The organism is Nodosilinea sp. FACHB-141, from assembly GCF_014696135.1.
Taxonomy (GTDB): Bacteria; Cyanobacteriota; Cyanobacteriia; order Phormidesmidales; family Phormidesmidaceae; genus Nodosilinea.
This window is the reverse complement of record NZ_JACJPP010000024.1, coordinates 1-20,058: the sequence shown is the minus strand read 5'-3', so window position 1 is coordinate 20,058 and position 20,058 is coordinate 1. Positions and strand designations below refer to the sequence as shown.

The 20,058-nt window shown below is 55.3% G+C and carries 17 protein-coding genes; 1 reads left to right on the top strand and 16 read right to left on the bottom strand.

Translation table 11 applies throughout. The features are described 5' to 3' along the window. Positions 1-23 precede the first annotated feature (23 nt). Positions 24-452, top strand: coding sequence for an EVE domain-containing protein (locus H6F59_RS24165; protein WP_190706926.1), 429 nt, complete (start codon positions 24-26; stop codon positions 450-452). A gap of 115 nt (positions 453-567) precedes the next feature. On the opposite strand, the gene H6F59_RS24160 is transcribed toward H6F59_RS24165, so the two are convergent. From H6F59_RS24160 to H6F59_RS24085, 16 genes are all read right to left on the bottom strand, one after another. After that, positions 568-1,005, bottom strand: coding sequence for an EVE domain-containing protein (locus H6F59_RS24160; RefSeq protein WP_190706923.1), 438 nt, complete (start codon positions 1,003-1,005; stop codon positions 568-570). Positions 1,006-1,154: 149 nt separating this feature from the next. Further along, positions 1,155-3,719: a DEAD/DEAH box helicase family protein gene (locus H6F59_RS24155; protein WP_190706907.1), complete on the bottom strand. Its 2,565-nt coding sequence runs from the start codon at positions 3,717-3,719 to the stop codon at positions 1,155-1,157. Beyond that, positions 3,712-6,213, bottom strand: coding sequence for a restriction endonuclease (locus H6F59_RS24150; RefSeq protein ID WP_190706904.1), 2,502 nt, complete (start codon positions 6,211-6,213; stop codon positions 3,712-3,714). Before H6F59_RS24150 ends, H6F59_RS24155 begins: the two co-directional genes overlap by 8 nt. Positions 6,214-6,544: 331 nt before the next feature. Beyond that, complete coding sequence (locus H6F59_RS24145; RefSeq protein WP_190706900.1) at positions 6,545-8,137, bottom strand: Eco57I restriction-modification methylase domain-containing protein; 1,593 nt, start codon at positions 8,135-8,137, stop codon at positions 6,545-6,547. Next, entirely contained in the window at positions 8,134-8,793 is a 660-nt protein-coding gene (locus H6F59_RS24140) for an N-6 DNA methylase (protein WP_190706992.1), read from the bottom strand. The genes H6F59_RS24145 and H6F59_RS24140 overlap by 4 nt, the downstream gene beginning before the upstream one ends. Before the next feature lie 217 nt (positions 8,794-9,010). After that, positions 9,011-9,220 carry a 3'-5' exonuclease gene (locus tag H6F59_RS27430; RefSeq protein WP_190706896.1) on the bottom strand — a complete coding sequence of 70 codons (210 nt, stop codon included), beginning with the start codon at positions 9,218-9,220 and terminating at the stop codon, positions 9,011-9,013. Beyond that, a complete protein-coding gene (locus H6F59_RS24130; protein ID WP_190706892.1) occupies positions 9,220-10,866 on the bottom strand; it encodes a DEAD/DEAH box helicase in 1,647 nt (548 codons plus the stop codon). Before H6F59_RS24130 ends, H6F59_RS27430 begins: the two co-directional genes overlap by 1 nt. Positions 10,867-11,512: 646 nt before the next feature. Beyond that, a complete protein-coding gene (locus H6F59_RS24125; RefSeq protein ID WP_190706888.1) occupies positions 11,513-11,821 on the bottom strand; it encodes a hypothetical protein in 309 nt (102 codons plus the stop codon). Beyond that, positions 11,814-12,413, bottom strand: a complete 600-nt coding sequence (locus H6F59_RS24120; RefSeq protein ID WP_190706885.1) for a ParA family protein — start codon at positions 12,411-12,413, stop codon at positions 11,814-11,816. The genes H6F59_RS24125 and H6F59_RS24120 overlap by 8 nt, the downstream gene beginning before the upstream one ends. A 237-nt stretch (positions 12,414-12,650) precedes the next feature. After that, on the bottom strand, positions 12,651-15,152 hold the full coding sequence (locus H6F59_RS24115; protein WP_242021658.1) for a tetratricopeptide repeat protein: 2,502 nt from the start codon (positions 15,150-15,152) through the stop codon (positions 12,651-12,653). Next, positions 15,080-15,817 carry a toll/interleukin-1 receptor domain-containing protein gene (locus tag H6F59_RS24110; RefSeq protein WP_190706882.1) on the bottom strand — a complete coding sequence of 246 codons (738 nt, stop codon included), beginning with the start codon at positions 15,815-15,817 and terminating at the stop codon, positions 15,080-15,082. The genes H6F59_RS24115 and H6F59_RS24110 overlap by 73 nt, the downstream gene beginning before the upstream one ends. Positions 15,818-15,913: 96 nt before the next feature. Further along, the gene (locus tag H6F59_RS24105; protein ID WP_190706879.1) at positions 15,914-16,708 is read right to left on the bottom strand and encodes a hypothetical protein; all 795 of its coding nucleotides are present in this window, start codon (positions 16,706-16,708) and stop codon (positions 15,914-15,916) included. A 22-nt stretch (positions 16,709-16,730) separates the two neighbouring features. Beyond that, entirely contained in the window at positions 16,731-18,434 is a 1,704-nt protein-coding gene (locus tag H6F59_RS24100) for a hypothetical protein (protein WP_190706874.1), read from the bottom strand. A gap of 350 nt (positions 18,435-18,784) precedes the next feature. Further along, positions 18,785-19,093, bottom strand: a complete 309-nt coding sequence (locus H6F59_RS24095) for a hypothetical protein (RefSeq protein ID WP_190706870.1) — start codon at positions 19,091-19,093, stop codon at positions 18,785-18,787. Then, positions 19,090-19,581: a hypothetical protein gene (locus tag H6F59_RS24090; RefSeq protein WP_190706867.1), complete on the bottom strand. Its 492-nt coding sequence runs from the start codon at positions 19,579-19,581 to the stop codon at positions 19,090-19,092. The genes H6F59_RS24095 and H6F59_RS24090 overlap by 4 nt, the downstream gene beginning before the upstream one ends. Further along, on the bottom strand, positions 19,578-19,745 hold the full coding sequence (locus tag H6F59_RS24085) for a ribbon-helix-helix domain-containing protein (protein ID WP_190748030.1): 168 nt from the start codon (positions 19,743-19,745) through the stop codon (positions 19,578-19,580). Before H6F59_RS24085 ends, H6F59_RS24090 begins: the two co-directional genes overlap by 4 nt. Positions 19,746-20,058: the final 313 nt, after the last annotated feature.

The window sequence follows — 20,058 nt, the reverse complement described above, 5'->3', positions numbered from 1 at the left end:
AGACGTTCTGGCGATGTACATCCATGGCTTACTGGCTCTTCCAGGGAAACCCAAAGTATTACCGCATCATTGACGGCATTCGAGACTTTACCCAGATGCCCTGGTTGGTCACCCGGTACGCCAAAGAGATGCAGCCTGGTGATGGGGTACTGATCTGGATATCGGGCAAAGAGGCGGGGTTATATGCGATCGCAGACATAATCGAAGTTCCCAAGCTGATGGCAGATTTGCCGGATATTGGCTACTGGCTGGATAAGTCTCGCTTAGGGGAGAAACCGTTTGCCACCATTCGCTTTACCGATAAGTTGTTGGATCGGCCTCTGCTGCGGAGTGAGCTAAAGCAAGACCCTGTTTTGAGCACCTTGATAGTGATTCGCCAACCCAACTCCACCAATTTCAAGGTTACGACTGAAGAATGGCAGCGGGTTTACGAGCTGAGGCAAGGAGCCTGATTTTTCCAAGACGTTGTAGATCTGGGCAGCTACCCAATACCTCATCCGAATGAGAACCGCTACATATTTGCCTATGTGATTAAGTCTAGCCACCAACATTTATTTTCTAGAATCTCTACGCCGCCGCATCCTCAACGGCCTTGACAATCGCCTCACCATCTTCAGAGATTAACTTCTTTGGAGCGGTACGGAATAATAACCCCCAGTTAGGCGTTTTCATATTGTCAAACATCTTGAGATTTTTACTCAGAGAAAGTGCTGGTATTCCTGATTCAATATCAACGCTGGTAATTACCTGAACCTTGACCCGGCAAGGGAACAGTGCTTGCTTCCAAATATGGGTGAGATCGTCATAAGGTTCATCCATTACCTCCAGCACTGCTATCCATCGAGAGACTCCCGTCATGTAAGCCAAGAGGTAGTCTCCTGGTTTAATTTGCCTAACAGTATTTTGTCTGGTCTCTGGAAAGCCCATCACTGCCCCGCCAGCGTCTAAAAACTCTTGCCAGGTGGTGTGGTTGAAGAGACATAGCCAATATGTACGATCACTCATTCTTCAAGTCCAGTTTTCACGTTCTTTCAGTATTCTTCCTGTGCAAGTAAGAACCCAAATAGCGGATCGCCCCACAACGATTAATGGAGTGGTGTTCTCTCCTTGAAGATATTAAGCCTAATAGACTTAATTATGGGGCAGAAAACTTTTCACTCCCTCTCCACTACGGTGTCGTACAGCCCATAATGGGTTAGATCTCGATGGCTCTCAATACCGGTATACCGGAGTGATGCGTCTTCGTAACGCCGGAACGCAAACACGGCCAGGTTCATGTGCTCGGTGTTGAACACCTTTAGATCCACGAGCAGATGGAAGTCCTTGACCGTAAGGCTGGTGACGGTCAGGAATAAGTCCGGCTCTAGCTTGGTGATCACATCCTGGAGGGTGTTTTCTCGGAAGTCGGTCAGGTACATGAACGCTGGGATGCGGGTGGCGAACTTGATCAGCTTCTCCTGGATTTGCTTGCGCTTAGATTTGTACTCCTTTTCCTCGTCGGTGAGTTCTTTCTTCTCCTTAGCCGTCAAGCCGTCTTCGTTTTCCTTTGCCTTTTTCTTCAGACCCTTCACCTTCTCGCTTTTGTTGATGATCGTCTCGATAATGTTGTCGCCTAGCGCCCGCCAACCCTCAATACGCTCCACGGCGGCCAGGGCCTCGGGGTTGTTCAGAATGCGGCGCAGGGTGTCGTTGTCCACGTTCACCAGCAGAGCGCTCTCCCATTTGCGAGCCAGCAGCGTGGCCGAGGTGCCCGCCATGGCAATATCGAGAATGCCGCCCGCGTCAATTTGGGTCATGTTTGCACCGTCGTAGGCCAGCACGGGAAGGAATGACACGAGGTCTTTAACCGCATTCTCTGGGTTTGGCTCACTAGGCGACAGGCCAATGCCATACTCTGAGAGCTGCCGCAGGGCGCGGGTGGGGGCAAAGTCAAACACGAAACAGGCGGGCTTGAGGATCTCTTCTTCGTTGGGGTTGTCGCCGTTGGGGTTTTTGATTGACCAGGGCGACTGTACGCGAAAGGCGGCTTGGAAGTAGGTCTCCGGTGACTTGAGGTTGCGTAGCATCAGGATAGATGACCACTGTGAAACCGTTACGCCAGTGGTAAGTTTGCCGCACGAAAGGGTAATGGTCTTGGTCTCGAAGCCGCCGCCAATCGCCTTGCGGACGGGCGGCAATGCCTCCAGGCCAATCCCCGCCGAGGTGCCAGCGGCAACGATCGTCCTATAGTCGTGCCAAAAGGTGTTTTGCCGTTCGGCCAGTAGGTTGGCCATGGCGTGGCAGGCGGCGACGTTGGGTAGGAACCAGAAGGAGTGCTGTAAGTAGGGCAGCAGGCGCACATCGGAGTAGGGAAAGGGTGGCCTGCTGCCGGTCTTCAGAGATTCAACTGACTGGGGGGCGTAGCTGCCGCGAATAATTTCGAGCCACTTTTGAACGTCGCTTTTGTGTTTGAACTGGGCAGCGGTGCCGGTGCCAGAGGCCTCGAAGAAGGCGTTGAGGTCGAACTCGTCAAACTCCCCGGCGCTGGCGATCGCCAGCAGCTCATCTGGCATCTGGTAGGTCAGCAGGCGCATCTGGGGCAGCGCACCGTAGGGGTTCCGTTGGTCAGGATAGTTGGCCGCGAACTCTTCCTTGGCCCGCTGTTCGTCTGTGTAGGTCCAGTTGAAGATCTGCTCTTCGATGAACTCGCCTGTGGATAGCGCCCGAAACGGTGTTCCCGACAGGTACAGATAGGCCTTGGTAGTGATGGGTAGAAAGTCTTTCTCCTGCTCCAATGGCTCCTGCAAGTCGGCGATTTTCTCCTTCAATCGCTTGTCATCATCGAGGCGGGCCTCTATCCGAGAGATTGCATCTTCCTCGCCTTCAAACAGCTCCTTCGCGGTTTCCCGCCACGCGCCAAAGTGGTACTCGTCAAACACCACCAGGTCCCATGTCTCTTTGTACAGCCATTTATTTTTGGCTTTGATGTTCCCAGCGTTATCACAGCCCAGGAGGTCTTGGAAAGAGCCGAAATAGACAACGGGATGACGGCGATCAATCTGGGTGGGGTCGCGCCCAAAGGATTTTGAGAGGTACTGCCACCCGTTGAAGTCCACATGGGATTCTAAGTCCGTCTGCCACGCATCCTCAACGGCTGGCTTGAAGGTCACTACAAGCACACGTTTAGCACCCAGCTTTTTAGCCAGCTGGTAGGTGGTGAAGGTTTTGCCGAAACGCATCTTTGCGTTCCAGAGAAAGCGCGGAACAGCGTGCATATCCTCATTCCAAATCGAGTGGAAGTACGCATGCGTCTTGTTCACGGCTTCCGCCTGTTCGCGGCGCATCGGGAAGGTTTCGTGATGCCTGCCCGTAAAACGCAAGCCATTCTGTAGCTCGATTACCGCCGTTTTCACATCTTCGGGTGTGCAGCGCATCCATTCGCGCGATGACCTTATAACAACGTTTTCGAAACCTTTTTCGATTAGGCGCTGGCGCACATCACTGTCTCGGAAAAGTGTGCCATCCACACGTACAGCGAGCTCGTTTAAATGCAGGATGTAGGCCTGCTGCATCTGCCCTTGTGACTGACGGATACGAGCGTTTACGTCATCCTGCGTTGTCTGGCCCACTTTGATCAGACCGACGTACACAGCTGGCGGATCATCTGGTGTCCAGGCATAAATACGCGGCCGGGCTTCAGGTTTGGGTGCGAGGATTTCTTCGATGGTGGGCTTAGGCATCCGTGCTTCCCTTAATGCTCTCGGGGCCAGAACGCGGATCAAGGCCGGTATAACGGAAGGAAGCGACATCGGCGCGCCTGAACTGATGGATTGCAAGTCGCATTGCCTGCTCGTGGAATAGGCCCGCATCTACAAGGGCGGCCATTTCGTCCTTCCGGAGTTCCATTACCATGCGAAAGAGTTCAGCCTCGTCCGTGGCTAAAACATCTTTGAGGTTCTTTTCAATGTCGTCAGATAAGTACATGAATGCGTTAATGCGCTTCGCGATGAAGCTCAGTCGATTCGCAAGGTCTTCTTCTGGCAGATCGTCCTCTTGATCGGTGTTTGAGCCGCCATCTTCACTGTCGTTGCTAGTATTTCCTTCACCCTCCTTAAGTTCCGGTGTTTTGTTAATGACGTTTTCATCTTCATCAGCACTGCGGTCCGATTGCCGCTGCTTTGTAACGCAAATAAGTGCCCGTCGAACCTCCTCACTGAGTAGCTCAAGCTTTGAAGCGTCTGGGTTGATGAACTTCCTAGACTGCATCCAGCGGGTGTCGACAGTGGTAGTTTGAAAAGCGGTATCGATGATCTCGTCCACATCCACTGGCTGCATCCTTGTGCCATCAAAGCCGAGGACCGGCAAGTATTTGCTTAACTCCTTAACGTCGTTGTCGGCGTCCATACCTCTTCCTAACCGCATGCCGTAATCGGCGAAGAGACGAAGAGCCCGTGTCGGTGCGAAGTCTAGCACCAGACAGGCGGGCTTAAGAACTCTCTCTTCGTTAGGATTGGTGCCATCCGGGTTCCACACTGACCATGGGGACTGAACGCGAAACGCAGCCTGGAAGTAACTCTCAGGTGCCTCGAGGTTTTTGAGCATCAAAATGGCTGACCACTGAGGTACTGTGACGCCGGTCAAGAGTTTTCCGCATGTGAGCGTGATTGTCTTCGTATCGTAGCCGCTACAGATAGCTTCTCGGACAGGTGGTAGCGCGTCAGCACCATCACCAGCTTGTTTGCCCGCCACTGGCAATACAGTGAATTGTCCCCAAGAAACGGCATTGTGAGGCTCAGCTAGGAGATTCCGCATCGCAAATACAGACGCGACTGCTGGTAGGAACCAAACTGAGTGGTTCATGTAAGGAAGGACGTTGGTGTCCGCGTACGGGAATGGCTTGGCAGTGCTTACATCCAAAACTTGAACGGCGGCACCTACGTCTTGGCCTCTGAGCCAGTCCAACCAAGCCTGAACTTGGTCCCTATGTGTGAATGATGCTCTCTTGCCGTTGCCCGTAGCTGCAAAGAAGGTGTTGAGATCAAACTCATTGCGCTTGCCTCCGATTGCCACCTCACGAAGTTTCTTAGGTAGCTGATAGACGAGAAGGTTCATCTGTGGCAGCGCACCGTAGGGGTTCCGTTGGTCAGGATAGTTGGCCGCGAACTCTTCCTTGGCTCTCTGCTCGTCGGTATAGGTCCAGTTGAAGATCTGCTCGTCAGAAAACTCATTGCTCGCTATTGCCCGGAATGGCGTGCCGGAGAGGCAAAGGAAGACTTTACCCTTGATGTTGTCTAGCCGTTCAACGAGATCCTTTGAATCATCTTCTTCCGAATCAGCCCCGCGTGCGTTCGCGAGCTCAGTTTCTCCGCCTCCTACCTCGCCCGACAGAAGCTCTTGGGTGGCATCGTTCCACGCGCCGTAGTGATACTCGTCCACGATGACGAGATCCCACACTACGTCGTGTATCCACTGGTTCTGCTCCTTGATTGCGCCATCCACCGTTCGCCCCCGCAAGTCTTGGAGGGACGAGAAACAGACAAGCGGGGTGTCGGTCGCAATGAATGAAGGGTCCTCGGTGGACGCACGAGAAAAGAAGACCCACCCCTCGAAGTCGGTGTGCGTCTCCAGATCGGTCCGCCACGCGTCTTCGACGGCCGGCTTGTAGGTGACGACCAACACCCGCTTCGCATTGCGGCGCATGGCTAGGTGATAAGCAGCAAAGGTTTTTCCGAAGCGCATCTTTGCATTCCACAGGAACCGTGCCTCTCGCCCGTCGGCCAACGCGAAGGTAAGGTAGGCATCGGCCATCTCAATAGCTCGAATCTGTTCGCCTCTGAGACCAAAACTCTTGTCGCGAACCCTGGTGAAGGTCTCCCCTGCGTAGACGCTATTGTAGGCGGATTGGACTTGCTCCAGAGAACACTCAAACCACTCCACCCCTCCGCCCTCTGTCCGGTGCGTAACCCCGGGCATCCGCTTGAGGACCTCATGGACATCAACGTCTCTGAAGGTCCGCCCGTCCGCCGCAACGGCAGGTTCGTCCATCAAGATTTTCACCACATCCGATAGGCCAGCCGTGTTCACCTGCTCCTTCACGCGGCTACGAACCGAACGTTCGGTTTCGCCAACTTTGATACGCCTAGCAAGCTCGCTGAGGCTCAACTGGTAGGCGTAAATGCGTTTCGTTGAGAAGTCAGGCGACGGCAGTTTATCGAGTGGGTTACTTTCTGACACTTGCTTCCTCGTTGTTATAAGGGGTTGGCGAGGTCCATTGGACGGAAAACTTGATCGATGAACGCGATCTCACTAGAAGTGATGCCATATTTCTCGTAAAGAGCCTTATCTGTCCACTTCCTAGTCCATTCTTGGGTCGGGACGAAAGTATAGACCTTGCGCGTAATGTGTTGGGATAGCTTATGCAAAAGAATCAGGAGGCGCGTTAGCCAACAAGATAGGTAGGACAAGACGCTCTTTTAGAAGCCCCTGGTGAGCTTCGTCATCAATAGAGTAGGAGTAAACCCGCAGCCTAGCTTCTGGTTTAGGCGAAAGGATTTCTTCGATGGTCTTAGTCATTACACTCGTCCATTGCCCTGATCATCGTTGCGATGTACTCCTGCTCATCCTTTGTTATTCCGTACTTCATATAGAGCACATCGTCCGTCCAGTCCTGATTCCATTCCTGTTGTGGAACCCACCGATAAACGCCTCTCATTGCGTCTTGACTAATTTTCCGCAGCGACACAAGGAAACGGAAAAATCTTGTCTGTATATAGCCAGCAACAATCTCAGATTCCTTCTTTGATGTCAGGGGTCCAGCAACAATCCATGTTTGAGTGCAAACGGAATTTGGTTCGGCAACACTCGGCTTGCCTAGCACCATGTCAGGTAGAACGTGCCCACCGCTGTTACCTGGCCCGGCTTTCGGTACAAGCACTTTCCACGTGTCGATGAGATGTGTGTTCTTAGCTATGAGCGAGCGCTTCATTGCTCCTGTTCGGCGACCCGCATTTGATCTGGAGTAAATCCTCACCTCGCCATCATCAGGATCACCACGCCTAAAAGCAGTGAAGTTAGAGGCTAGTCCGAATGGAGTATCGCCCGTCAACAATTCCTGAAAGCTAGGCTCATGCATCTTAAGAACCTTTTTGAGAATACTTGTAGAACGGACATCTCGGATAAATATGTCGTACTCATCGAGCTTGCGCTCCGTAGGGCCAACCGCGATATCATCACGAATGAGGGTAACCAAACAATCTCCGTAATACTCACGGCTCCACAAGAAGTAGCAGACTCCACTCTTCAAATCGACGCCAGGGAAAACCTGAGCCGAGTTCGGGTAGTCGACCAATGTTCTGATCTGTCGACAACCAAGAATTTCCTTGCGAAAATCTTCTAATCCACGCCCACCAGCCATCCAGCGCGAAGGAATAACCATGCTGAGGTAGCGCGGCTCCAGCCGCCTCGCCTGCTCCACAAACAAGTGGTAGATGGATGAATCGCTTGTACCACCTGCCCCTCCCTTCATCTGATACGGGGGATTCCCGATAATCACGTCGAATTGCATTTCACCTCCAAACAATTTGGCAACCCGAGCTTTTATGTTATCGGTGTGAATAAACGCATAAGCATAGTTCTCAAGTTCTGCCTTACGATCCCAAATTGCTCTTGGCGCGCCACAGAACTTGCATTTTGTGGCACCCCAACTATGCTCCGTACGCTGGAACCAGATATTGCCCTCATTGCTATTCAAGCTTTTAGCAATGGAATGCTCCCCATTAGCGTGCTTGCTGCAATACACACTTCGCCTTGCCAACAAACTGGTGAGATGGGTGATGCCGATGCCAAATACCTGCTGGGTGACGATGTGATCTACGCGCTCCTGAAGGTCTGGTATCTCTGCCTTGAGCCCCTCCGCTAGGCGGCTGGTTATCTCCCGCAAAAACACTCCCGACTTTGTGCAGGGGTCGAGAAACCGCACCGTTTTATCTGCCCACAAGTTAGCCCCGCCATGGTTCGCCGCCCACGCCTCCGCCACCGTATCTAGCATCCGATTAGCAAACTCCGGCGGCGTAAACACCTCATCGTTTGAGAGGTTAGCAATACACGTCAGCACATCCGGGTTGCGTCCACGCAGCGCGAAGCCAACCTGATCACTCATAGAGAGTCCTCCTTCAGCACGTCACCGTGTTCGGCAGCGACTAGCTCGCTCACCGTCATTGGCGGGTAGGTCTTCATCGGTGTGAAAATCTCATGCTTCCCCAGGTGGGCAAACAACGGGGAATCCACTACATAGCTTGATGATTGGGTAAGGGAGTCGAGCAGGAAGTCGCGCCGCTGAAACTTGCCTTTCCCCAAATAGCCCCACTCGGCAAAGGTAATTTGCTGGTCGTTGTGGGTACGCATCGTCAGGGCATCGCCATGCACCAGGTTCTGAGACAGCACATAGGATGCGGCCCGATAGAGATCGTCTTCCTCATCCAGATCCAGGTATTCGGCAAAAATCTCCAGCACATTGGCACGGCACTCGACAATGTTGTCCGCTAGCAGCTCGATCCCGTAGATGCACATCAGCCCAAGCAATGCATAGTGCCGCCGCTCGAAGTCAGACTTGCTGTACTTAAGCTCCACCGCCGCCAGCTTGCGCCGTATGATCTGCACTAGAAAGTTGCCGCTTCCACAGGCCGGTTCCAAAAAGCGGGAGTCAATACGCTCTGTCTCATGCTTCACCAGGTCAAGCATCGCCTCCACCATCCATGCTGGGGTAAACACCTCCCCATGGTCAGCGACCCTTTGTTTGGACTTGACGTAGTTTATGGATCGATCCATTTCGGGCGCTGCTTCCTTGTAGTCATTGCAGGGTAACGCCTTAATGGAGTGAAATTTCCTGTCTGACATTCCTGGAGGGGGATTAGGTAGAGAAGCTCAGTGTACCCAGCCATTCAACTCCGCCCGCGATCGCACCAGTTATCTTCAACCTTCCTTTACCCCAAGCCCACTGCGATCGCACGGGTCAACAGGTGAGCTTGCTTGTTCACCCCACCTTCCCCAACGCCCCATCCAGGCGCTCAGCAAACACCGACTTGCGATCGCAGCTCAACACCAGCACCTCAATCGCCCTGGTCATAGCCACATAGAGCAACCGGGCCTCATCAGCCTCATCGTTATAGCGGTTTGGCAGATAGCCTAGCCCAGGGATAAACACCACCGGAAACTCTAGCCCCTTGCTGGCGTGCATCGTCATCAGCTTGATACTTTGGGTCGAGGGGTCAAAGTTACGGCTGCTGCTGCTTTGGTTGAGCCAGTCACAGGCATTCCAGCCTGCTGGAGCTGCTGGAATGCCTTCTCTCCCATCCAGTTGTCGCGGTAGATAATCGCCATCTCATTCCAGGGGATGCCTCGCTCCTGCAGCTGCTGGGCTCTCTGGATGATGTGATTTACCTCTTCCTTATAGCTCCGGCACTTTACCAACTCCGGCACCGGCCCCTCGCGCCCGGCGCTGTTGGGCTGCACCAGCGGCGGTATGTCCTCATCAGGGCTGATGGGCTGCATGACTTCTTTGGCGAACTCGTAGGCCAGCATCAGCACCTGGGCGGTGTTGCGGTAGTTGAGCTTGAGGATAGTCGTTCTACCCTGGGCTTTGATACCCACGCTCTTGAAGCTGAATTCACGGTTTGCCCGTTGGCCGTAGAGGTTTTGGGCATCGTCGTAGAGCACCAGCAGGGAATCGGTGAAGGGGTTCACCATTTGTGCGACCAGCTTCAACCACTCCGGTGCAAAGTCGTGGCCCTCATCGACCATCACCGCCCCATACTGGCCAGTGGGAATCTTTCCCGCCTCGACGGCAGCCACCACCGCAGCCTCTAGCCGTTGGATGTACTCAGCGCCTTTGTATTGCCGGTAATCAGGGCGCGGCAGCTGGTGCTGCTTCAGCACTTCGGTACACCAGCCATGAAAATGACGGACGGTAACCAGCTTGGTTAGCCCCTTTTCTGCCATCAGCGATCGCAGTCGGGACGCCAGCGCCACGTTAAAGCACAGCACCAAAACGGTCTGCATGGCTTCGGCCAGGTGTTGACAGCGGTAGGCCAGAATCAGGGTTTTGCCGCTACCAGCGACACCATGAATAACTCGGTGGCCCTCGCCCAGGCTGCGAGCCAGCTGCTCCTGCTGCAAGTCCATGACTTTGAGCACCTGCGGGATAGCGGTCTGTAGGGTGTCGGCAGGTTCCTTGGGGAAGAGAGAGAGTTGTTTGGCGGAGATTCGCATCTCTGGGTATAGGTGCCAGCGGATGCGATCGATCTGCTCGTTGGTGAGGGTGGTGCCAAAGTTGTAGTGGCTCATGGCCCAGATCTGTTCTTGAAAGGCCCCTGGGTCTACAGCCTCGGTCATTTCGTCTTTGCAGATGACCAAGTTGGCATGAATCACCTGGCCCAGCGCCAGTTGTGAGTCGAACTGACGGCGGGTGATGTTGGGCAGCACTACACCATAAGCGTAGGGGCAAATGAGCTTGCCCTGGTAGCGGCCCTCGGGCTGCACTAACTCCGGGTCTTTCTCCAGCAGGGAGCACATAGCCAGGACGTAATCTCGCGCCTGGACAAGGGGACTATCAACAGTTTTGCGCTGACCTGATTGGGTTTCAATTTCAAACTCATCAGGGTTCGCCGCCTTGATGGTGTCTAGCTTCCAGTCTTTGACCTCCAGCACGAAGAGACCCCGTGAGGGGTGCAGGAGGATGAAATCAGGGTGCAGTGCTTTGGGTCCAACGGGTACGTCATACCAGAGCAAGTGGTCATCCTCTAATTTTGCTTCGAGCCGCTGGGCTAGCCGTCGTTCTCCCCCAGTCATGCGAGAGGCGCAGCTGCTGTAGGAGGCGATGAGAGTAGCCATGGCCTAAAACCCTAGGATTGCCCTCAGTGTGCCCTTGGGGCAGAAGGCTGATCGCGAAAGCGCAATGAACTCACAGAATCTTGAGTCAATTGGTTGCGTTGGCCCAAGGCCGGTCTTTGACCATCGCGCCCTAGCCCGCCCCTCGGTGGCTGTGCTAATTTGGCGGGGTGGGGGATCTGTGTGAGTTCCAGACAGATCCCCCACTAAAAGAGCGCCCCGCATGTAGCAGTGGGTTAATCTGCTATATGCGGGGGGGGCTCTCACTATTCACTGGCGATCGCCGTGTCGGTCAGCCCAAGTCTTTGCTCTAAGCAAATTACACCCACACACCCGCTGGCTTCTCAGCGGGCTTTTTATTGCCGCAAAAAAGCGCCCCACCGTGTCTACCAGGCTCGGTGGGGCTCCATCAGGGTGTATCTATGCCTGGCCCGGTATTGGGCAGGATTACGCTCCAACCACCACCCAAGCCTCAGCTAGCTCAAAGGCTGATCGCACGCGGTATTAGCACATGTTAAATCATGCACGTCGCAACCAAAGACGTTAAGGCAAGGTTAAAGATTTCCGTCTAATGGAACAGGATCGGCGATTCGTGTCAACCAGAGTTAACCAGTTTGGGCGATCGCCCTCACCCAAACCACTAATCTGGCTATCTGGTTGTCTGGTCATCTGGCAAGCCAAACTTCTGGGTCAGAGCCTCAACCATTACATCAGTCATGGTGATGTCTTGGATTTTTGCTTGGATGGCCCAGTGCCGCCTTAAGGACTCAGGCACCTTGACGCAGAGGTTCACCTGTTTTTCTTTAACTTGGCTATTCGCATCTGGTTGACCAGTAGTCTGGTTATCTGGTTTGCTGGTTATTTGGCCATCTGGTAAACCAAATGGCTGGTCATCTGGCTTTGTCTGTTTGGCCTGCCGAATCAGTGACCCGTACTTTCCGCCCTGCTGCTCAGCCATTACCTAATACCTCCAAGATTTCTTTGCCCAGTGACTCATAGTCGAGCCAGCCCATGCGATCGCGCCCGGTGAGTGCTGACACTGGCACCCCCGCAAGAGCAGCCTTTTGAAAGCCTGCTGCACGGCGAATCATGGTTTTGAACACCGGCAACCCGTTATCGCTCAGCTCAGCCCTCATAGTCTCGCCCTCCCGACTGGGCTTAGGAGGAACGATGGTAAGTAGCGCCCGGTAAGTAGCGTTTCCCAAGTCGCTAGCCGTTTGCAGCATTGGCTCTAAGGAAACTACATCGGGCACCGTGGGGAGGATCAGTAAATCGGCACCGTCGGCCAATTCCTTAAGGTCAGATGAGTCAGGCCGGGCAGGGGTATCAATCACAATGAAGTCACGGCCCTGCACCACTTTCATAGCTTTGCGCTCGTCTGCCACTAAGAATGGCAGCTGGCCACGATCGCTCCATGCGATCGCAGTACGGTTTGGGTCGCCATCCACCAGCACCACATCACCAAGGCGACTGAAGTAGGTCGCAACGTGGATCGCCGTCATGGATTTGCCGCAGCCCCCTTTATACCCAGTCACAGTGATAATTTTCATCTGGTTATCTGGTTATCTGGTTATCTTGACTGCTGGTTAGGCAGATGACCAGATGTTACTACCTGGTTGACAATTTAGTTCTGCTTTCTAGCAAGGGGTTTTTCATTTGGTTATCTGGTTGTCTTGACTGCTGGTTAGGCAGATGACCAGATAACTAGGCTTCAGCGTTAGGTGGCTCAAGCAGACTCCCCTTTGTGCTAGTGGAAAAGGCTTGGGGTCGGGAGTGGTGGCTCTGACTTAGCGCGGCTGACTGTCCAAGGCCGCTTGTACCATATTAAGCCAGCTTTGGAGAGCCTGAGTAGCGGGGTGGTGGGAGCCTAGGCTGGTGAGGTAAATAGGTTGAGCTTGGAGGAGTAGTGTCTGGGCTTCGCTGTAGCGGCCCTGGTTGTAGCGTAGGGCTCCCAAGTTGAACAAACTACTGGCAACATAGGGATGGGCCTCCCCCAACAGCTGCTTACTCATCGCTAAGGACTCGAGGTAGAGGGGTTCGGCCTCCCCGTACCGTCCCTGGGAACAATAGAGCGCAGCCAGGTTATGGAGACTGGTGGCGACTTCGGGGTGGGCCTCCCCCAACAGCTGCTTCCGCATCGTTAATGCCTTCAGGTAGAGGGATTCGGCCTCCCCGTACCGTCCCTGGGAACGATAGAGCGCAGCCAGGTTATGGAGACTGATGGCGACTTTGGGATGGGCCTCCCCCAACAGCTGCTTACTCATCGCTAAGGACTCGAGGTAGAGGGGTTCGGCCTCCCCGTACCGCCCCTGGGAACCATAGAGCGCGGCCAGGTTATTGAGGCTGGCGGCGACTTCGGGATGGACCTTCCCCAACAGTTGCTTCCGCATCACTAAGGACTCGAGGTAGAGGGGTTCGGCCTCCCCGTACCGCCCCTGGAATTCGTAGAGCCCTGCTAGGTTATTGAGACTGGTGGCGACTTCAGGATGGGCCTCTCCCAACAGCTGCTTACTCATCGCTAAGGACTCAAGGTAGAGGGGTTCGGCCTCCCCGTACCGCCCCTGGAAACGATAGAGCGTAGCCAGGTCATTGAGGCTGATGGCGACTTTGGGATGGGCCTCCCCCAACAGCTGCTTCCGCATCGTTAATGCCTTCAGGTAGAGGGATTCGGCCTCCCCGTACCGCCCCTGGAAACGATAGAGCCCTGCTAGGTTATTGAGACTGGTGGCGACTTCAGGATGGGCCTCTCCCAACAGCTGCTTATACATCGCTAAGGACTCGAGGTAGAGGGGTTCGGCCTCCCCGTACCGCCCCTGGGAACCATAGAGCGCGGCCAGGTTATTGAGGCTATCGGCGATAGCGGGATGGGCCTCCCCCAACAGCTGTTTATACATCGTCAAGGCCTCCAGGTAGAGGGGTTCGGCCTCTCCGTACCGCCCCTGGGAGTTGTAGTAATAGCCAGCGCGAATGAGTAGTAAAGCGGCTGTTTCCGAGGCTAGCCCGTAATCAGCGCTCATATGTGTGGTGGCCTGGGCCTGGGTAATTAGGCGAGCGCACCGCACCCAATTCTCAAATTCAGCATTGGGAAACACCGCCGTTACGGCCTCGACGACCTGCTCTGCCCACTGTCGTTGGAGGTTGTCATCCATGGCCGATCTCAGCACCTCCTGCACCAGGCGATGAATAGTCAATGTTTTGGTCAGCGGGTTGCGGCTAATTAAGGAAAATCTAGCGGCTTCTGCAATGGCTTTGGATAGAGCCAGTTTGCTCTCAGCCAGGGTACTGAGGGGCGCTTCAAACGCTGCAGCCCCTTCACTAAAAATTTCCTCAGGGATGGCATCGGGGGCTAGAAAGGCGCAGGCTCGCACCAATGCGGCAGCGGTGGCACTGGCGGCAACCACTTTCTCAAAGGCCAGGGTAAAGGTTACGGTGACGCTGGGGTGATCTGGGTCCAATTGTCCCCGTTCTTGCAGCAGTTCGGCTTTTTCGGTGCGAAACAGCTCCAGGTATTCGTCTAGGCTAAGCACCTGGTCTTCAATGTAGGCTCCGGCCTGGTCGAGGGCCAGGGGTAGGCCATCCATTTCGGTATTGAGGGTATGGGCTAGGGCCTGGTCATGGTCTGAGGCGTCGACCAGGTCGGCGTCATCGGCAATCGCATTGGCACGGCGCAGCAGCAGTAAGGCTCCTTCATCGGCATCCATGCGGGTGACCTCAACCTTCTTGGCCAGGTCGCCCAGGGCCTGGGCGCGGGTAGTGAGTAGAATATGGCCGTTCGTAGTGGGCAGGTAGAGCCGCAGCTGGCGTAGGTCGTCGGCATTGTCGAGCACCAGCAGCCAGCCGTCGTGGGTAGTCAGCCACTGTTTCATCAGGGTGACGATCGCCTGCTGATCCTCTTGCTGATGCCCAGGGAGTTGTAGTGCCTTGGCCAGGGCCACATATCCGGTGATCAGCTCCGTTTCCTGTTCGGCTCGGACCCAAAACACATGTTCATACTTAACCTGATGGCGGTAGGCATACTCCAGAGCGGTTTGGGTTTTACCAATACCCCCCAGCCCAGAGAGGGCGGCTCGACCTCGGCTGGTGAGAGCCGCATGGATGGCCTGTAGCTGGTCTTCTCTGCCAGTGAAGAAGGGGTTGCGGGGGTAAGGCAGCGGTTGAGCTAGCTCGGGTACCTGGGGTCGCCTCTCCGGTGTGGTACCAGTTGATTCCGAAGAGGCTAGCGAGGGCGGGCGATTTGGTTGTAAATGGCTTCTACTTCGCTTAGGCCAGGGCCAATGCTGGTGGCCCAATCGAGCAGGTCTTTGACGCGGTTGCCCTGGGGGGCCTGGGCCGAAGCCACATTGCCGGGGGGTGGGCTCAGGGCGAATAGGATTTGTTCAAACTGAGGGCTGGGGAGAGAAGCCAGGTTTTGAAACAGGGCAAGGCGTAGGGCTGTGTTGCTAGTGACAGATTGGACGGATTGCTCAGGGATGTTCTGGGGGAAGGTGACTGTGCCTGATGTAATTCGCTCTTGGGGTTGTACGGATTGAGGAAAGCTGGGGCGACTGGTGGGTTTGGCGCGCTCCTGGAGTGCTCCAAGCAGCAAGGTTTCGGCTTCTGCCTCAGACTTGCCCACCAGATCTACATACGCCAGAGGAGCTAACAGGCCAGTGGGCTTGCAAAGGGCAACGCGAACGGGCAGAAGTTTGCGCTCTATACCGGTGGGGTCTTGCTTGAAGGCAGCGGCCCATTCGGGCTGGGTGTAGAGGGCGTTAAGATAGTCTTCTGATAGGACAGCAATGGTGCGATCGCAGTCTTGGGCCGCCCGCTGCATGTCCAAAATAAAGTTGCCCCCAGGGCGAAAGTCCCAGGCTTGGATGACGACCGTTTTGCCATGCTCCTCCAGCACCCAGGCGATCCACTCAGCCCAGGTGGCATCGGCTCTGTTGTAGCTAATGAAAAAGTCTTTGGTCACCGCATCTTCTCCATAGCAGGGCGGAAGTCACAGACCATCGTTAGAGGCCATTACAATCTGAGGCCAACCGTTAACTATCGCAACCCCCTTCATAACTCATGCCATCGGAAAATGCTTGGCAAATTTGATTTGAGTAAGCCGTATCGCTTCGTCGTGGGCCTGCTCGATGTCGTCGAGGTCGAGTAAGCCCACCATTTTCTCGCAGTAGGCGATCGCCTCCAGTCCCACCGATTCCGGCACATAGTTACGGGCAATGCGAGCATCCCCATGTACCGGGTTTGCCCAGGTTTCCTTCATAGTGGCGGCATCCATGCCGAAGAGACCCCGATAGACATAGTTTGTCCAGTAGCCGTAGCGGCTCCGTGGGTCTTTCTCCTGCACCTCCCAGCCCCATTCAGCGCGGGCGGGCTTGCCCGACTCCCGCGACATAATCCAGTTCTGGACTCGCTGGTCATCCTCTCGCGTGTAGGCGCGCTTAAGGACGGTGTACGCCTGAGCGTAGAGGCCCTCAGCCGCGAACCAGGCCAGAAACTCAATCAATCCATCGCGGGCTGGCTTCCGCAGCTTACCGGGATTCTTAGCCCAGTCGAGAGCCAGCGCCGCCCAGTCAGAAGCCTCTAGCAGCAGGTAATCGTTCCCGTCTTCGGCCAAGATTTGGGTCACCCTGAAAGCCTTGCCAGATGGGAGCTCTAGGTACTTTGCCCCTTCGATTTGGGTCACCCTATTCGTGAGGGTCTGCTGGGGCACTCCAATGTGACGATCCATCCCACGAAAGCCCATACCGATAGAGGGTTTATCTGGTCCCAGACCGTTGGGGTCAATGATGATGGCTTTGATCTCCTGGCTCTTGTAGCGCAGGGGGATGATTTGACCGGCGCGAAATTCAGGCATAGCGACACTCTTAAATAAGAACCTATCGGTTAATGGGTGAGGGGTCTTGGGCAGTCACGTCAGCAGGCTCTCCAGCCTCGAGAGAATCAAGCACACGCAGATGATAGAGCAGCAGAAACCGCTCATCCTCTGTCAGTTCAGACCAGCGCTTGTCCTCAAATCGGTCGGCAATGAATTGGCGAATCACCTCCCCAGACCAACCCAGGCTCCTAACCTGGTGTTGAATCTGCTCGTGCAGGTCTAGGTCATAAGCTGCAGGCTCTGCTTCCTGTGGAAAAGCAACCTCATCCCCCCGTACCCCCCTGTCCGGAATAAAAGAGTTTGTATCCGAGCCCAACTCACCGGCGCAAAGCGCCTCACCCTTCATATCTCTCTCTGAGGGGTGTAATTCCTTGATTTTCCAGGGTTCTGACGTTTTGGGTGAGGCTTCAGAAATTGCCTCTTCAGGAGCTAGAAAGCTTGCTGTTAGGGCAATTACACCCTTTTGGTGCTCGGGGTGCCAGAGGCTGAGGTGCTTGTAGAGGGTCTGCTGGCTAACTCTGGCTCTTTGGGCGATCGCCTTGGCCCGGGCAGTAATCTGCTCGGGCAGCTCTCCCGTCTGCTCTAGTTCTCTGTAGGCGGCGCGAATGCGGTGCTGAGCAGATTCGGACTGCCGCTGGTTAAAGGGCACCAGGTTGTTTTTGGGGTGGCTGGTGTCACGGGTAGGGGTGGTTCCTAAGGGCCAGTAGTAGCCCTCCACGGCTCTGACCCAGGCAATGACCTTGCGCTCGATGTCGTGCTGGTGGCGGCAGTACTGCTCGTAGCCAGGGCAATGAAGGGCGATGCGCAGGGTGTAGTCAATCAGGGCTTGGCCTTGGTGACCCTCGAAGACGCGGCCGTAGCAAGCGATGGTTTTGAGCAGGTGGTTGGTCTGCCCGTAAGCGGTCCAGCCTTCAGTGATTTCAAGGTCGAGGTCGCGTCGCCAGCTCTCGACGGGATGACTACGACGCTTGGGCCGTTTGCGGTGGTTGTCGCGGCCAATTTTCATTGCATGGCGCAGGGTGTCCATGTCTTGGTGGCCAGCGGCACCATCCCAGAGCCAGAAGAAGCGGGCTAGGCTGTCGCCGATCGGGTTGAGAGCGTCGTCGAGCAGGCAGGAGCCGCTGCCGGGCTGCAGGGGCAGCCGGTGCCCCATATATTCGATGAAGGCTTGAACGCCGTAGGCTTTGACGTTGGGGAAGATTTCAAGCTGCCCGGCCTGGAGCCGAAACCCCTGGGCTTTGAGGCATTCTTTCAGGGCAACGGCCAGGTTAAAGGTGTTGATCCGCTCAGCAAAGGGGAGGTAGAGGTGCAGACCGCCGCTCCAGCTGGAACGCAGCAGCAGGGTGCGGGTAATGCCAATGGTCTCCAGAGCAGCACGGATCTGGGCCACCCCGTCGGCGGTGCAGTAGTCACCACCAGCGTCGAGGTCGAGCAGGGCGTAGCAGGTGTCGTGGGTGAAGCGGACGCCGATTAGCTGGTTGGCGTCTTGCCAGTGGTTCCACAACACCCGGGGCCGCAGCGGGTAGTCTTTAACAGTTGTCCAAGCGGCTTTAGCAGTGGCATCATCCGGCAGGTCGGCGCGGATGAAGTTCCAGGGGTAGTGGCCAAAGATTTCACACAGCCGCTGGCCCGTGGGGTCAGCGGGAAGTGGTTCGGAACGGGGAGGTCTACGCGACTCCTCGCCCCATCCTATAGATGCGGTCATTTTCGTGCGTCTCTTCCAAAATTTGTGAGCAATGAGTATTGCCCCGAGAGAGCGCCGGTGTTACCATAGCCGCATAAGCAATTTTGCGCGACTCGGGACTGGTCCTCTCGGGTTTTCGCTTTTTAAAGAGCCGGTGGCATTCGCTGCCGGTTCTTTTTGCCTATTAAGGGTCTGGTCAGGACACTTAATACTGATCAACGCGATCGCCAGGGGGTCAACCCAGCGGGGCGTAAATCATTGCCGAATCATAGTACAGGTGTACAAGCCAGGCAAGGCAAACACTAAAAATTGGGCGTCATCGGTGTTTTTGGGTTGATATCGGCCTCCTTACGTGCAACAAAAGACTGTGGTTACCGCTCGTTCTGCGGTAGTTGCCAGGGCTCTAGACCAGCTTCGTGGAGCTGCTGGTCTTGCCGGGCCACCTGTTCGCGCAATGCGTCGGGTTCTGCCTTAAAAATCTGACTCGTGCAACCCTCGCCTAGCAAGGATTTGATGGCCTTCAAGCGCAAAAAATTTGACACGTTCTGTCGCCCTAGACCGACAGCATCATCTGCGCTTGTTTGGCTCCTTCGATAGGAGCCACCGAGCATCTGGAAACCGTCGACCGACAGCGGACCGATCGCAACTGGGGCACGCTTGGCTTTGTCTCCGGTGGTCATCCTGCCACCCGCTGCCACAGCCGGGCAATCTCAGCCAGCATGTTCTGGAGTGTTTCCCGGAACGCCCGGTGCTCCGTCGCGTTGGCCGCCATCGTCTGGTCAAACCGCTGCCGATCGGCTCTGGCATCTTGCAGGAAAGTCTCAAAGCGCTGGTTGTGCTCTGCATTGAGCTGTTCAGAGCGCTGTCGATCAGCCCTGGCCTCAGCCAGGAACACCTCAAAGCGTTGGTCGGCCTCTACCTTGTGTTGCTCGGCCCTCTGCGCCGCTTCCTGCTGCTGTTGGCCCATGTCGGCAATCATGGCCACGGTGTCGGCGATGGATGCCTCCAGTTGGGTCTGGTTCTTCTGATCGCCCTCATCAATGCGCCCGCCCCACGCCTCAATAGCGCGGGCGTTGGATTCGGTGATTTTCTCAGTTCTGGCTAGCCCTTCAATAGTGGTAGCCAAAAGGGCTTCCATGCGGTCAAGGCGATCGCTGCTCTGGGTCATGGCTTGGCCTCGGTAGGGAACGTACCATCCTGCTTCGCGTTTCTAACCGCCTGCTCTAGCAAGAATGCAGCCAGATTAGCGATCGCCCGACCGTCATAGTCGGCCCATTGCTCTAAGTCGTCTGCTAGTCGGTCAGGCAGTGTTACCTGGATTCGCTTACTCATGCCCGCCATGGTACAACCTCTAACGGTTCAGAGTGAATATGACACCCATAATACTCATTTTTGTATTGTTATGCCATCAATTTGTGTTATATCTGTACCAAGTCGTGAGACGGCATAGGCACAGGGCTGGGCCTAGTTGGCCCACTGTTTGCCGTGCCAACCGCGCCAAACCCGTACCTGCAACGGACTAAAGGACTTTTAGCTATGACCGAACTCGTCAGCCTTCATTCGTTCTGCCGAGAGAACGGCAACCTGCCCAAAACTTCCGTACGCCGGTGGCTCAATGACCACGGCTACAGCACCCGCGACGGAC